At 70.7% G+C, this 13,209-nt stretch carries 14 protein-coding genes; 7 read left to right on the top strand and 7 right to left on the bottom strand.

Annotated features, from left to right (window positions below):
- Nucleotides 1-135: 135 nt before the first annotated feature.
- Nucleotides 136-957, top strand: a complete 822-nt coding sequence (locus BJ971_RS27270; RefSeq protein ID WP_184996046.1) for a class I SAM-dependent methyltransferase — start codon at nt 136-138, stop codon at nt 955-957.
- Here the strand turns inward: BJ971_RS27270 and BJ971_RS27265 are convergent.
- Nucleotides 951-2,147, bottom strand: a complete 1,197-nt coding sequence (locus BJ971_RS27265) for a cytochrome P450 (RefSeq protein ID WP_184996045.1) — start codon at nt 2,145-2,147, stop codon at nt 951-953. The genes BJ971_RS27270 and BJ971_RS27265 overlap by 7 nt on opposite strands.
- Nucleotides 2,148-2,297: 150 nt before the next feature.
- Here BJ971_RS27265 and BJ971_RS27260 point away from each other — a divergent pair, with 150 nt between their 5' ends.
- Nucleotides 2,298-2,936 (top strand): response regulator transcription factor, encoded by a 639-nt coding sequence (locus BJ971_RS27260; protein WP_184996044.1) that lies wholly within the window; start codon nt 2,298-2,300, stop codon nt 2,934-2,936.
- Between the two features lie 87 nt (nt 2,937-3,023).
- The gene (locus BJ971_RS27255; protein ID WP_184996043.1) at nt 3,024-3,908 is read left to right on the top strand and encodes a ParB/RepB/Spo0J family partition protein; all 885 of its coding nucleotides are present in this window, start codon (nt 3,024-3,026) and stop codon (nt 3,906-3,908) included.
- A 3-nt stretch (nt 3,909-3,911) separates the two neighbouring features.
- Here the strand turns inward: BJ971_RS27255 and BJ971_RS27250 are convergent, their stop codons facing one another.
- On the bottom strand, nt 3,912-4,406 hold the full coding sequence (locus BJ971_RS27250) for a hypothetical protein (protein ID WP_184996042.1): 495 nt from the start codon (nt 4,404-4,406) through the stop codon (nt 3,912-3,914).
- Between the two features lie 277 nt (nt 4,407-4,683).
- Between BJ971_RS27250 and BJ971_RS27245 the strand changes: the two genes are divergently transcribed.
- Nucleotides 4,684-5,295, top strand: coding sequence for a glycosyltransferase (locus BJ971_RS27245; protein ID WP_184996041.1), 612 nt, complete (start codon nt 4,684-4,686; stop codon nt 5,293-5,295).
- A gap of 16 nt (nt 5,296-5,311) precedes the next feature.
- Here BJ971_RS27245 and BJ971_RS27240 read toward each other — a convergent pair whose 3' ends face one another.
- The gene (locus BJ971_RS27240) at nt 5,312-6,598 is read right to left on the bottom strand and encodes a PQQ-dependent sugar dehydrogenase (protein WP_239087436.1); all 1,287 of its coding nucleotides are present in this window, start codon (nt 6,596-6,598) and stop codon (nt 5,312-5,314) included.
- A gap of 163 nt (nt 6,599-6,761) precedes the next feature.
- Here BJ971_RS27240 and BJ971_RS27235 point away from each other — a divergent pair, with 163 nt between their 5' ends.
- The 3 genes from BJ971_RS27235 to BJ971_RS27225 all read left to right on the top strand — a co-directional run bounded on the left by BJ971_RS27235 (nt 6,762) and on the right by BJ971_RS27225 (nt 9,382).
- Nucleotides 6,762-7,124 (top strand): STAS domain-containing protein, encoded by a 363-nt coding sequence (locus BJ971_RS27235; RefSeq protein ID WP_184996040.1) that lies wholly within the window; start codon nt 6,762-6,764, stop codon nt 7,122-7,124.
- Nucleotides 7,121-8,143: an ATP-binding protein gene (locus tag BJ971_RS27230; RefSeq protein WP_184996039.1), complete on the top strand. Its 1,023-nt coding sequence runs from the start codon at nt 7,121-7,123 to the stop codon at nt 8,141-8,143. Before BJ971_RS27235 ends, BJ971_RS27230 begins: the two co-directional genes overlap by 4 nt.
- A 66-nt stretch (nt 8,144-8,209) precedes the next feature.
- A complete protein-coding gene (locus BJ971_RS27225; protein WP_184996038.1) occupies nt 8,210-9,382 on the top strand; it encodes an acyltransferase family protein in 1,173 nt (390 codons plus the stop codon).
- On the opposite strand, the gene BJ971_RS27220 is transcribed toward BJ971_RS27225, so the two are convergent.
- From BJ971_RS27220 to BJ971_RS27205, 4 genes are all read right to left on the bottom strand, one after another.
- Complete coding sequence (locus BJ971_RS27220; protein WP_184996037.1) at nt 9,367-10,143, bottom strand: ABC transporter permease; 777 nt, start codon at nt 10,141-10,143, stop codon at nt 9,367-9,369. The genes BJ971_RS27225 and BJ971_RS27220 overlap by 16 nt on opposite strands.
- Nucleotides 10,140-11,144: an ATP-binding cassette domain-containing protein gene (locus BJ971_RS27215; RefSeq protein WP_184996036.1), complete on the bottom strand. Its 1,005-nt coding sequence runs from the start codon at nt 11,142-11,144 to the stop codon at nt 10,140-10,142. Before BJ971_RS27215 ends, BJ971_RS27220 begins: the two co-directional genes overlap by 4 nt.
- 162 nt (nt 11,145-11,306) lie before the next feature.
- Complete coding sequence (locus BJ971_RS27210; protein WP_184996035.1) at nt 11,307-12,182, bottom strand: permease prefix domain 1-containing protein; 876 nt, start codon at nt 12,180-12,182, stop codon at nt 11,307-11,309.
- Complete coding sequence (locus BJ971_RS27205; protein WP_239087437.1) at nt 12,179-12,556, bottom strand: PadR family transcriptional regulator; 378 nt, start codon at nt 12,554-12,556, stop codon at nt 12,179-12,181. Before BJ971_RS27205 ends, BJ971_RS27210 begins: the two co-directional genes overlap by 4 nt.
- Between the last annotated feature and the right edge of the window lie 653 nt (nt 12,557-13,209).

Raw genomic sequence — 13,209 nt, 5'->3', positions numbered from 1 at the left:
AACGCATTTCCCGTCGTAACGATCGTGCCGCCGTACGTGTGGTCGGCGGGTATGCGTTCGTGCGCCGGTTAGCGCGCGCTACCGATTCCGGGTCACCGGGCCGGTAGCGTCGATGGTCACGACAGGAGGCTCACCGTGCGGCCAGCGGCACCGTCCACCGACCCGGCTCAGGCGCACCGGGCGGAGATGGAGGCGGCGTTCGGTGGCAACGCCTCCACCTATGACCAGGCCCTGCCGTTCTTCGCGACGATCGCCGACCGCCTGGCCGACGCGATCGGCGACCGGCTCACCGGCCCGCCCGGCGTCCTCGTCGACGTCGCGGCCGGGCGGGGTGCGCTGGCGCGGGCGATGTCCGCGCGTTACCCGCGGGCTCTCACGGTGGCCTCCGACCTCTCCCTCGGCATGGTCCGGGCCGCCGCCGGAAACGCCGCCGCGCACGTCCACCATGTCCAGGCGGATGCCGAACTGCTGCCGCTGCGCTCCGGTCTCGCCGACGCGGTCGGCTGCTCGACGAGCCTGCGGCTGTTCGTGTCGCCGGCGGCCGCGGTGCGTCAGCTGCGCCGGGTGACGCGGCCCGGCGGCGTACTCGGCGTCAGCGAGCTGGGTCCGAGCGACGCGAAATGGGGCTTCTTCGGCGACATGTTGCGCCGTGAGCTACGCCGGGCCGGCGTGCGGCCCACGCACGGAGCCGCCCGGCCGCAGGCTCTGCCGCAGCTCGTCGCGGCGGGCGGATTCACGCAGTGCGTGTCCTTCGAGGAGACGTTCACCTTCGAGTTCGTGGACGAGTCGCACTGGTGGGAGTGGGTGCAGTCGCAGTCACAGGGGCACCTGGTGCGCGGGCTGGGCGACGGTGCGGCACCGCTGAGGGAGGCGGCCCTGGCGGTGGTCCGGGACTTCCGGCCGATGGACCTGCGCCAGCGGGTGCGTTTCCTCACCGCACTGGCCGGCCGTCAGTGACGGGCCAGGCGGACCGGAAGCCGCTGGAGACAGCGCAGCTCGACGGAGGGCTTGCGCACGGGTGCGCCGGCGAGCTGGAGGCCGGGGTATCTGCGCAGTAGCCGATCGAGCACCGCCTCGCCCTGCAACCGGGCCAGATGGGCGCCGAGACAGACGTGCCGGCCGGAGCCGAAGGCGACGTTCGGCGTCCGCCCGGTCGGCCGGCAGTCGAAGCGGTCCGGGTGCGCGAACACGCGCGGATCGCGGTTCGCGGCGGCCAGCGACAGGACGAGTACCCGCCCGCCCGTTATGACTCCGCTGTCCACGGTGACCTCGGCGGTCGCCCAGCGGTACGCGACGTTGATCGGGCTCTCGAACCGCAGCGCCTCCTCGATCGCCCGCGGCCGCGCCGCCGGGTCGCGGCGTACCAGGTCCCACTGCTCCGGATCGCCGGCCAGGAGCCAGACGAGGTTGCCGATCAGGCCGGTCACGGTCTCCGCCCCGGCCGGGAACAGACCGATGGCGTTGTCCACGAGTTCGTCCCGGGAGAATCCACTCCCGGTGTGGTCGGTGCCGGCGAGCCGGGCGAGCAGCCCGTCCGGGTCCGGCCGGCGGTGGCCGAGAAAGAAGGGCGTCAGGTAGTCGCGGAGCGCCTCGATCGCGCGGTCGCTGGCCAGCACGGCCTCGGGCGGGGGCGACGGTACGGAGGCATCCTCGATCGCGGTGACCCACGGTGCCAGCGTGCGGTACTCGGCCGTGGGCAACCCGAGGACGACGCAGTTGACCAGGTAGGGCAGCCGGTCCGCGACGTCCCGCATGATGTCGATGACGGCGCCGTGCCGGGCCTCGGCCTCGTCGAACAGCGTGTCCACCAGGGTCTCCACCGTGGCGCGCAGCGCACGCGCCGCGCCCGGCGTGAACGGCGGCGAGAGCAACCCGCGAAGCCGCGTGTGCGCGGGCGGGTCCCTGCTGACGATCGCCCGGGCGAACGACTGCGCGGTGGCGCCGCCGCGGCCCGAGAGCGCGTAGCGGCGCGCCGGGAATTCGCGAACGCAGGCCGACTCGCGCAGGAGTGCGCGCACATCGGAATAGCGGGTGACCACCTGAATGCCGTCCGGCGTCAGGTGCAGCGGGTCTTCCTCGCGTAACCGTGCGAGTAGCGGGTAGGGGTCCTCTTGGAAGCCAGGATCTGTCGGGTCGTACGTCGCCACCAGCACAAGATAACGGTGATCGCATTCACGACAAGTAATGTGTGGTGACGCCTTTGAACAGGTCCGCAAGCCGCTGAGCCGCTTGTAGCATGACCCTCGCCCGGTCGGGCCTCACCTGACCGCACCACGGGCGAAGGAGGGGTGCGACAAATGCGATTCTCGGTGTTGCTCGCCGTGGACAACGTGGTCAAGCGGCATGGCGTCGAAGGCATCTTTCACTCACCGGGCCTGTCGGATTACGCGCCGCTGACGGCAGGATGCCTCGCCAACCTGCCGGCACAGAACGCCGCCGACTTCGTTGTCGTCGCGCTGCGTGAGCTCAATGACCAGATTCTTCCTCTCCTTGACGAGTACCGGCGGCAGGGCGCGAAGATTCTGGTATTGCTCGACACCCTCGATATGGAGAATGGGGCTCGAATGGCCGGCGTCGTGGCCGACGGGTTCCTCAGCGAGGCGGAACTGACGGCGGACCGGCTGGGCACCGCCCTCGCGAGCATCAGAAGCGGCGACCTGCCGATGCCCGCGACGCTCGGCCGGGACATGCTGGACCGGCTGGGCCGGTGCACCTGTCAGGCGCCGGCCGCGGTGGACGGATTGACGCCCCGCGAGCACCAGGTCATGTCGCTGATGGTGGACGGCCTCAGCAACAAGCAGATAGCCCGTCGCCTGGGCATTTCCGAGCACGGCGCCAAGCGTCTCGTCGGCAAGATCCTGGTCAGGCTCGACTGCCCGAGCCGTACGGCCGCCGTCGCACTGGCGATGCGCTCGGGCTACCCGGCCGCGTCGTAAGACGCCTGCTCAGCCGGTGCCGGTCAGCGGTTGAACGTGTACACCGAATGTGCCTGTGCTATACATCGACGGCCGTAATCTTCGTCCATGCGTACGGGCACACCGGTGGAGCTGGCCGAGATCGCCGTGCTGCGCGACGGCCTCTCACCGCGTCTGTGCGGCACCAGCCCGGCACACACCAGGCAGCTCGCCGACCTGGCCGACGAGGTTCCACCCATCGTGGTGCATCGTTCATCGCTGCGCGTCGTCGATGGCATGCATCGGCTGGAGGCGGCGCGCGCACGCGGGGAACGCCTGATCGCCGTCGTCTACTTCGACGGGACGGACGAGGAGGCATTCGTCGCGGCGGTACGGCTCAACGCCGTACACGGAATGCCGTTGTCGGCCCGGGACCGTGTCGCGGCGATGGAGCGCATCCTGGCCGCGCACCCGCACTGGTCGGACCGGCGCATCGCGACCGTGTGCGGGCTCGCCCCGAAGACCGTTGCCGCGCAGCGGCGGCGGTCGGGCAACGACCGGAGCCGGCTGGGCATCCGGATCGGCCAGGACGGCCGCCGGCACCCGCTCTCCGCGCAGGAGGGCCGCCGGATCGCGACGGAGATCATGCGAAGCCGGCCCGGAGCGAGCCTGCGCGAGGTCGCCCGCGAGGCGGGAATCTCCGTGGGCACCGCCATGGACGTGCGGCGCAAGCTCGCCGCGCAGAATGCGGCGAGCCCGGCCGAGCCGCCGGCTGGGCCGGGCTCCGAACTGGACGTCGGGGCGCGGTTGGAGCGTCTGGTCCACGATCCGTCGCTGCGGTACTCCGAGCGGGGTCGGGCACTGCTGAGGCTGGCATCGACCACGCTGGCCTTCATCACCCAGTCCGACGGCGTCGCGGAGAACGTCCCGGGCCACTGCCGGGACTCGCTGCGCGCTATCGCGGAGACCTGCGCGGGCGGCTGGCGGGAGTTCGGCGAACGGCTGGCGGAGTAGGTGTCAGCAGTTCTCGATGTACCAGATCGGGTCCCAGTTGTACACATACTTGATGTTGTCCGGCTTGATCTTCTCCCAGACGACGTAGTAGTCGTCAAGGAAGTACGTCGTCACCCCGCCGGTCTGGTTGTCCAGGAAGTAGCCGGTGCCGTTCCAGTTGGAGAGCGCGTAGTCGGTGCAGATGGTGAAGTTGAACTTCTTCCACTTGGACTTCGTGGGGTCCCACGCGAGCGCGCAGAAGGTCCCGAGCGAGCAGCTCCAGGCGGCGTTGGGCGTCACGAGGGAAGTCGTGACGGACGGAATGGTGGTCGGCGAGACCGCGGCGAGAGCCTGAGCCGGCGCGCCGGCCGGTGCCGGCGGCGCCTGCTGGACGGTCCCGGCGGCGCCTGCCGCGGCGGGCTGGGCGGGTGCGGCGGCGTGGGCGGGCGTGACGGCGAGGACCGCGACAACAATCCCCGTGACAACACCGGCCACGCCGAGGGTCGGGCGCTTGGCCACGAGATTCCTCCTGCATGGACATCGATGAACATTGTCAGTCCATAGTAGACATTGCCGAAGTCCGGCGCCGGCCGATTCGCCGCAGGTTTCGGCTGGAGTGGATTCTGGTCGGCTGTGCCACGGTGCTACCCGTTCTACGGTGAGCTGGTGCGCGTACTCATCGTGGCGGCGCCGATGCTCGGGCATGTCTTCCCGCTCGTACCGCTCGGCCGGGCGCTCGAGGAGGCAGGCCACGACGTGCTGGTGGCGACCGCCGCCGAGGCGCTGCGAGTGCGGGGTGCTGACGATCGCACCGGCCAGCGTGGCCGGTACGCGCGACGGCTGGCCGATGCGCGCCGAGCCGTACGGTGCCGACCAGCCGTTGCCCGGCTGGCTCACCGAGCGGCCGCCGCGCGCCCGCGTCCTGGTCAGCCGCAGCACCGTGCCGCAGCCCGGACCGGACCGGCTGATGAGCCGGGTGATCGACGCGGCCGGCCCGGTCGACGCGGACTTCGTGCTGATCCGGCCCGATCGGCGGGCCGCCGCCCGGCGGCACCCGCCCAACGTCCGCGCCACCGACTGGCTGCCGTTGCCCGCCGCCCTCGCGGTCAGCACCGCGATCGTGCATCACGGTGGCGCCGGCTCCACCCTCGCCGCCCTGCACGCCGGCGTCCCGCAACTTGTCGTCCGCGGCGCCGGCGACCGCAGGCACAACGCCGACCTCGTCGCGGCGCGTGGCGCCGGCCTGGCGGTCGACGACCGGGAGATCAGCACGGCGGTGCTCGACCGGTTGCTCAACGATGCGGCGCTGGCGCAGGCGGCGCGGCAGGTCAGCGCCGAGGTGGCCGCCATGCCGGACCCCGCGGACCTCGTACCGCGCCTGATCGGGCTGGTGCCCGGCCAGGGCTGATCTTCTCCGAGCGGGTTCAACCCGAGACCCGCTCGAACCGCACGCGGCTCAGCCATCCCGGGTAGTCGCTGAGCACGTACAGCTCGCCGTGCACGTCGGCGGCGATCGCGGTCGGCTGGGTGGGGAAGTTGCCGATCGTGGCGGTCTCGTAGCTGCCGTCGCGGTTGGGGCGCACGGCGTACACCCGGGGCGCGCAGTAGTCGCTCGCGATGTACGTACCCCACGCCTCGGGGGTCCGGGACCCTCGGTACACCACGCCGCCGATCACCGAGCAGCTCTCCGTGAGGTAGTGCTCGTACTCGAAGACCGGGTCGACGTACCGCACGCCCGGCCGGCATTGCGCCTGGTCGAACACCGGGGTGCCCTCCTTGCAGGACCAGCCGAGGTTCGCGCCGCCCTGCCACGGGCGGATGTGGTTGATCTCTTCGACCAGGCCCTGGCCGACGTCACCGATCCACAGCGAGTTGTCGGCCTGGTCGACGGAGAACCGCCACGGGTTGCGCAGCCCGTAGAGCCAGATCTCCGGCCGCGCGCCCGGCGTCCGGACGAACGGGTTGGTGGAAGGAACGCAGTAGGGCTTCGCACCGCAGGCGCGGTTGACGTCGATCCGCACGATCTTGCCGAGCAGGGTGCGGAGGTCCTGGCCGGACTTGAACGGGTCGTTCGCGTGGCCGCCGTCGCCGGTGGACCAGTAGAGGTAGCCGTCGCTGCCGAACGCCACCTGCCCGCCGTTGTGGTTGCCGTACTCGGCGTGCTCCTGGGTCAGCAGCACCTGTAGCCGTTCCGGTGCGCCGAGGGGCAGGCGGGCCAGGGTCAGCGCGCCGGCCGGCAGGCTGGTGTAGGCCACGTAGACGATCCCGGTCCGGGCGAAGTTCGGCGCGGGTGTGATGCCGAGCAGCCCCCGCTCGTTGTCCGACGATTCGATGCGGGCGGTCAGGTCGAGCACCGGCTCGGCCGCCAGGCCGGTGTCGGGGTGGTAGACGCGGACGGTGCCGCTCTTCTCCGCGATCAGCATCCGGCCGTCCGGCAGCCCGGTGATCGCGATCGGACGCTGCAGACCGTAAGCCACCTGTTCGGTCACCACGGTCAGCTCGCTGAGTGGCACCGCGCGGCTGCCGGGTGTCCCGGCCGCGGCGGTGCCGGCCGCCGACACCGAGGCCAACAGCAGCGCGGACAGGGCCAGAACTCGCAGGCCGGCCAGCATGGCGGCCGGGCGACGACGACGTCGCGACATGTTCAGCTCCTTGAGCAGAGTGGCGGACGCGAGATGGGAGCGCTCCCACAGTACATCGATTCCTGCCAATGTTTAACCTTCGATGTCACTCCGCCGGGTGATACGGGTGAGCCGGTCGCCGACATAACTTGTGGAGTGGTCAAAGCTCCCATATCGACATTACGGCGACCACCGCCGATCGACCCCGAAATGGTGCGTCCCCCGCGCTGCGGTGATCTGAGAGGCTGAACTCGTGGCAGAGCCGTTTCATGCACAGCATGCCGGCCTATGCACCATCCGCCGGGACGGCCCGGTTCTGCGGTTGGTCGGCGACATCGAGCAGGAGAACTGGCGAGAGGTCGCCGACCGCATCGCCGCCGAGATCCGCGACGGAGTGTCCCGCCTGGATCTGACGCAGGTGAGGTTCTTCGGCGCGGCCGGCGTCCGGGCGCTGATGAAGGGCTGCGAGGCGCGGCCCGGCGGTGTGACTCTCCACCTCAGCTGCGCGCCGGTGGTGTTCCGGGCGTTGCAGATCTGCGGGCTGCTCACCATGGGCGGACTGGTCGTCGAGGCGCAGGCGGACGAGCAGGCGCCGCCGCCGGAGGCCGGAAGATGACGACGTGGCCGGACCCGCCGGACAGGGAGATAGTCGAACCACTCGACAACGCGTACGAGCACGCCGCGTTGATCATCGACTCGGATGACGCGGTGCGCGCCCGGCTCGTGCCGGTTCTGAACGACCTGCTCACCCGCGGGTCGGTGGTCCTCATGATCGTCAGCGCCAAGGTCGAACTCCTCGTCCGGACCGAGTTCGGCGCGCTGAGCGATCAGCTGGAATGGAGGGAGACGAGCTCGTTCTACCAGCGGCTGGGCTTCGCGTACGAGGAGTTCCGGCGGTACACGGCCGAGCAGCACGCACAGGGCCGGCGCGTGCACATCGTCGCCGAGCCGGACATCGCCACCGAGATCGACCCGAGCAGCCCGGTCGACCGCGCCGCCGAATACCTGTCCTACGAGGTGGTCTACAACGACATCATCGCCCCATACGACTGCCCACTCACCTGCATCTGGGACGCCCGCCGCCACTCGACGCTGATCATCGAGAATGTGCGCCTGCTGCACAACCACGAGATAGTCGACGGGGGAAAGCTGGTGCCCGTCCAGCACGTCCCGGCCCTCGACTACCTCGCCCGCCGCAACGAGATCCCGTTGCCGCCGCCACCGGCCGACACCGACCTGGACTTCGCACTGTCCAGCCTCGATGGGATCGGCGCGGTGCACACCGCCGTGCGGTCCTGGGCTCTGCGGCAGGCATTCTCCGACGCCGCGGCCGTCGACATCGTCACCGCGGTGGCCGAGGTGGCGACCAACGGCATCGTCCACGGCGACGCCCCCGTCAACCTACGCGCCTGGCGGCACACGAACACCCTGGTCGTGCAGGTCGACGACGCGGGCGGGCGTCCACTGCCGCCCCTCGCCGGATACCTCGCACCCGACGAGCATCCCGACACCGGACGGGGCATGTGGCTTGCCCGGCAGCTCTCGGACGTCGTCAAGGTCCACACCGGCGGCGGCATCACCTCGGTCCGGCTGCATTTCCCGTACGACGTGACGCACCACACTCCCGTCTACTGACCGCCCGCCCGCGCCGCTGAACCACTTGAGCCGCCTGTGCGTGAACCTGGAGTGAACCGGAAACGGGTGGCCGGTCTTGACGGTCTGCGCGGCCTTTGCGCCCTCTACGTGATGTTGTTCCACTGCTGGGCCTACACCTTCCGCGGTTTTCCCCGCTATCGCGGCCCCGACTGGCTGAGCTGGCTCGGCTTCGGCCGGCTCTCCGTGGTGCTGTTCCTGGTCCTGTCGGGGTTCTCGCTGGCGCTGGCGGCCGCCGGCAACGACTGGCGGCTGGGCAGCCTGGCCCGGTACGCCCGGCGGCGGGCCTGGCGAATCCTCCCCGCCTACTGGGCCGCCCTGGCGTTCAGCCTGGCCATCGCGTGGACCGTGGTGCGCCAGCCACACTCCGCGGAGCCGACCGCCGGGTCGGTCGTGGTCTACACGCTGCTGCTCCAGGACCTGTTCGCGGTACCCACCCCGAACGGCGCGTTCTGGTCGATCGGCGTGGAGGCGCTTCTGTACGGCGTACTCCCGCTGCTTCTGGTCCTGTGTCGCCGGTTCGGCCCGGCGGCGATGCTGGCCGTAGTCACCCTGCCGGTGATCGTGATCGGCTTCGTGGTCTTCGACGGCTCACCGCCGAAGAGCGAGAACTGGATGGCCCCGCATCTCGTGCCGGCCTTCGCGGCCGGCGTCGTGGCGGCGGGCGTGGTCGCGGCCGGCGACCGTCTCCGCCGCCTGCCGTGGGCCGTGCTGTCGCTGCTGGCCGCGATCCCCGCCGGAGCCCTCATCCTGCATCAGGGCTCGCGCTGGATGGTGAACCACTACTACTGGGTCGATCTGGCGGTCGTCCCGGCGATGACCATGCTTCTGCTGGCAGTCGCGAGCGGCCGGCCCGCCGCGCTGATCCGGTTGCTCGACTCGTCGCCGTTGCGGCGGCTTGGCTCGTTCTCGTACAGCCTCTATCTGATCCACCTGCCGATCGTGGTCGCGATCGCCCTGAAACTGGTGGCACCGCGGCTGGGTCACGGAGTCGCCGCGTTCACGGTCACGACCGTGCTCGCCGGCGGCCTTTCGCTGATCGGCGCGTGGTTCTTCGCCAGGGTCTTCGAGGTGCCGTTCCGCTCCTGGGCGGACGTCAGGACGCGATCCGGGAGCGGGCACCTTCCCGTCGCCCCGATACGCCCGGAAGTTGCGGTCGGCGGGCCCCGACCTGGTTCTCGACCGCCCGGTCGGGGCCCGCTGCTCTACAGGGAACGCTGATACGAGCGGTAGGCGCGTGCCGCCAGCCAGGCCATCAGGATCGCCAGCGCCGACAGCAGCGCCATGCGCTCGAGCACGATGCCCCAGTCCGGGGTGGCCTTCAACGCCTCGCGGCCGGCCACCGCGGCCCAGTCCACCGGGTTGAAGCGGGCCACCCTCGCCACCCAGTCGGGCATGAGGGCGGGCGCCATCATGATCGAGGAGAGGAAGGCCAGGGGCAGGACCAGGAACTGGGAGACGGCGATGAGCGCCTCCTGCTGGTGGACCACCAGCGCGATCGCGTTGGACAGCGCGGCGAACACCACCGCGATCAGGACCGCGCAGGCGAGCACGATCAGCAGCCCGGCGTAGCCGCCCGGGTAGCGGGCGCCGGCCACCAGGCCGGTGGCGAACATGATCAGCGACTGGACGACGGTGACCAGCGCCTGGTGTGTCAGGCCCGCGGTGACCAGTGCGGAGCGGCGGATCGGGGACGTGAGGGTACGGTCCATCACCCCGCGCTCCATGTCCTGCACGATCGAGGTGCCGCTCCACCCGGCCGACATCATCGCGGTCATGATCACGACGCCGGGGGTGAGGTAGTCCAGGTAGTTCCCGCCGCCGAACCCGGGCAGCTCCGCGACGCGGCGGAAGAGCTGGCCGAACAGCAGCAGCCAGATCATCGGCTGGACGAGCGTGAACAACAGGTACGCGGGCTGGCGGGACAGGGTACGCAGGGAGCGGCCGGTCAGCAGCCGGGCGTGGGTCAGATCGAGGGTCACCGCAGCACCGCCTCTCGGTCGTTGCCGAGCCGGTCGGCCTCGACGAAGCTGCGGCCGGCGTGATGCAGGTACACGTCGTCAAGTGACGGCCGGGCGACGCCGACCGAGGCGAGCTCGATCCCGGCGGCCTCCAGCGCGGCCAGCACGCCGGGTAGCACGGCCGCTCCGTCGGCGACGCGAGCCTGAAGTGCCCCGCCCTCGCCGACGACGGCGCCGAGGCCGGGGACCGCCCCGATCACGGCGCGAGCCCGGTCGGCGTCGGATCGCCGGGCCAGGGCCGCCCGGATGGTGTCCCCGCCCAGCGCGCTCTTGAGCTGGTCGGGAGTGCCGGCCGTGACCACCCGTCCGGCGTCGACGATCGCCAGCCGTGAGGCCAGGTGGTCGGCCTCCTCCAGGTAGTGGGTGGTGAGCAGCACGGTCAGCCCGTCCTGCCGGGCCAGCCGCGCGATCTCGGCCCACAACTCCCTGCGCGCCTCCGGGTCCAGGCCGGTGGTGGGCTCGTCCAGGAACAGCATGCGCGGCCGGTGCATGAGGCCCATGGCCACGTCGAGCTTGCGCTGCATGCCGCCGGACCAGGTGCCGGCCAGCCGGCGGCCGGCCTCGGTCAGGCCGAATCGCTCCAGCAGGCCGGTCGCGCGGGAGCGGGCGTCCCTGGCCGACGCGCCGTGGATGCGCCCCTGGAGGACGAGGTTCTCGAGGCCGGTCGCGACCGGGTCGAAGCCCGGCTTCTGGGAGACGTACCCGATGAGCCGCCGGACCTGTTCCGGGTGCTGCACCACGTCGATGCCGTGTACCCGGGCCCGGCCGGTGTCGGGCCGGCTCAACGTGGTGAGAATCCGGACCGTTGTCGATTTGCCGGCGCCGTTGGGGCCGAGCAGTCCGAAGACGGTGCCGGGTTCGACGGTGAAGCTCAGGCCGGCCAGGGCATGGACCGCTTTCGCGCCCTTCCCGTACGTCTTGCCCAGCTCCACCGCCTCGATGGCGGGTGCCGCTGCGGGCATCGTGCTCTCCTTCCGGTGAGGGAGCCGGCCGGGCCGAGAGGGGCGGTGAGCTACCGTGTTGCTGCGGGCACGCACGGTGGCCTCGGCCGTCTCGGTCGACGACTCCGGTGTGTCATTCCGTGGCCGCGGTGTTGGCGCACCGCGGCCACGGTTTTGCGAACTTCAGGATTCGGTCACGAACAACATGCGTGCGACCAGGATCATCATGGCCACCAGGCCGCCGACGATCGCGAGCCACGACCACAGCCAGCCGACCGTCAGGGTCAGCAGGACGAACGCGGCGATAGCGATCAGCCAGACGACCAGGGTGTAGATGCCGAACCTGGCGGCGGCCGAGGGATCGTCGGCGAAGCGGTTGCCGACCTCGGCGTGCGACTCGGCCATGCGCATCACCCACTGCTTGTGCCGGTTCGTCTGTGTCGCTCCGAGGTAACTCAGGAGCCCGATGCCCGCCATCGCCAGCGCCGTTCCGGCGACGACCCAGGCGAGATCGGCTCCGCGCAGGTAGAGCCAGCCGCAGGCCAGCCCGGCCAGCGTCACCGCTGTCCCCACGCCGTACCCGGCGGCGCGGCCGGTGGGCATCGGGTGGTTGCTCGTGGTCTCCTGGCGCAGCGCGTCGGCGGTGATCGCACCGGAGGCCAGCGCGATGACGAGCGCCGCAACGGCCTCACCGGCCGCCGGAACACCGCCGGCCGTCGCGGCGAGCGCCAGCACGGCGAGGCCGGCGACGCCGGCCACCGACAGGAACACGGTCCGGAGCACGAAAGCCGGGCGCGGACGGACGCGGAGGACCGCATTCATCGCGTACGCGGAAGGCTCTGTGCCGTCGATGATCGTGTGGATGTCGCCGAACTCCTCGACGGCGCGGCGCGCGGCGGCGCCGCCGGAGAGCCCGTCGGCCTGCAGTTCGAGGGCCCGGGCGACCAGGTTGGCACGGACCTCCTCCTTCAGGTCCTGCCGTTCGGGGGTCATCTCGATGCCCGCGAATGCCTCGTCGAGCAGGCGGTGAACGTCCGCGGTGTCGTTGGGGTTGGTCACGATGATTGCCTTCCGGCGTTACGGTCCAGCTCGAGCAGGGTGTCGATGAGGTCGCGGGTGAGCGCCCAGGCCGCGACGTTGCGCCGGTGCACAGCACGGCCGGCGTCGGTGATTCGGTAGTACTTGCGCCGGCCGCCCTGGCTCTCGTCGCCCCAGTAGGCCTCGATGAGTCCGTCCTTCAGCAGCCGGCGATACGTGGCGTACAGGGTCGCCTCTTTGATCTCGTGCTTTCCGCCGGTGGCGTCCCGGATCCGCTTGAAGATCTCGAACCCGTAGCGATCGTCGCCTCGCAGCACCGCCAACACGATCGTGTCGGTGTGGCCACGCAGCAGGTCCGCCGCGAGAACGTCCTCCTCTGGCCGTTTTTCTATCACGGCAACTACTGTATCAGGCACAGTAATTGCCGTGATAGAGGTGAGGCTCGTGATGAGCCGGCGGGCCGGACTGGCTGAGCTGGCTCGGGTTCGGCCGGCTCTCCGTGGTGCTGTTCCTGGTCCGGTCGGGGTTTTCATTGGCGCTGGCGGCCGCCCGCAGCGACTGGCGGCTGGGCAGCCTGGCCCGGTACGCCCGGCGGCGGGCCGGGTGAGTCCTCCCCGCCTAGTGGGCCGCCCTGGCGTTCAGCCGCGAAGGCCGGCACGAGATACGGGCGTGGTCGCGGCCGGCGACCGTCTCCGCCGCCTGCCGTGGGCCGTGCTGTCGCTGCTGGCCGCGATCCCCGCCGGAGCCCTCATCCTGCATCAGGGCTCGCGCTGGATGGTGAACCACTACTACTGGGTCGATCTGGCGGTCGTCCCGGCGATGACCATGCTTCTGCTGGCAGTCGCGAGCGGCCGGCCCGCCGCGCCGATCCGGTCGCTCGACTCATCGTCGTTGCGTTGTCGCGTCCGGCGGCAGGCTGAGCCACATCGGTCGGAGCCGGTGCTCGAGTCGGCTGTGATCGGCTTCGACCCGGTTGTTTGGCGTACCGTGCGACATCCACGGCAACGGTACTGCCGGACTAACTTCCTGCGTTTCGCAGCCTATCGGC

Origin of the sequence: Amorphoplanes digitatis (assembly GCF_014205335.1) — a bacterium.
Taxonomy (GTDB): Bacteria; Actinomycetota; Actinomycetes; order Mycobacteriales; family Micromonosporaceae; genus Actinoplanes; species Actinoplanes digitatus.
Note: the sequence above shows the minus strand (reverse complement) of the source record. Positions and strands in the feature narration are given on the sequence as shown.

What these genes read in the sequence shown, in the direction of transcription:
- BJ971_RS27260 (WP_184996044.1), top strand. Translation starts at nt 2,298, where the DNA reads ATGCGATTCTCGGTGTTGCTCGCCGTGGACAACGTGGTCAAGCGGCAT.
- BJ971_RS27255 (WP_184996043.1), top strand. Translation starts at nt 3,024, where the DNA reads ATGCGTACGGGCACACCGGTGGAGCTGGCCGAGATCGCCGTGCTGCGC.
- BJ971_RS27230 (WP_184996039.1), top strand. Translation starts at nt 7,121, where the DNA reads ATGACGACGTGGCCGGACCCGCCGGACAGGGAGATAGTCGAACCACTC.
- BJ971_RS27215 (WP_184996036.1), bottom strand. Translation starts at nt 11,144, where the DNA reads ATGCCCGCAGCGGCACCCGCCATCGAGGCGGTGGAGCTGGGCAAGACG.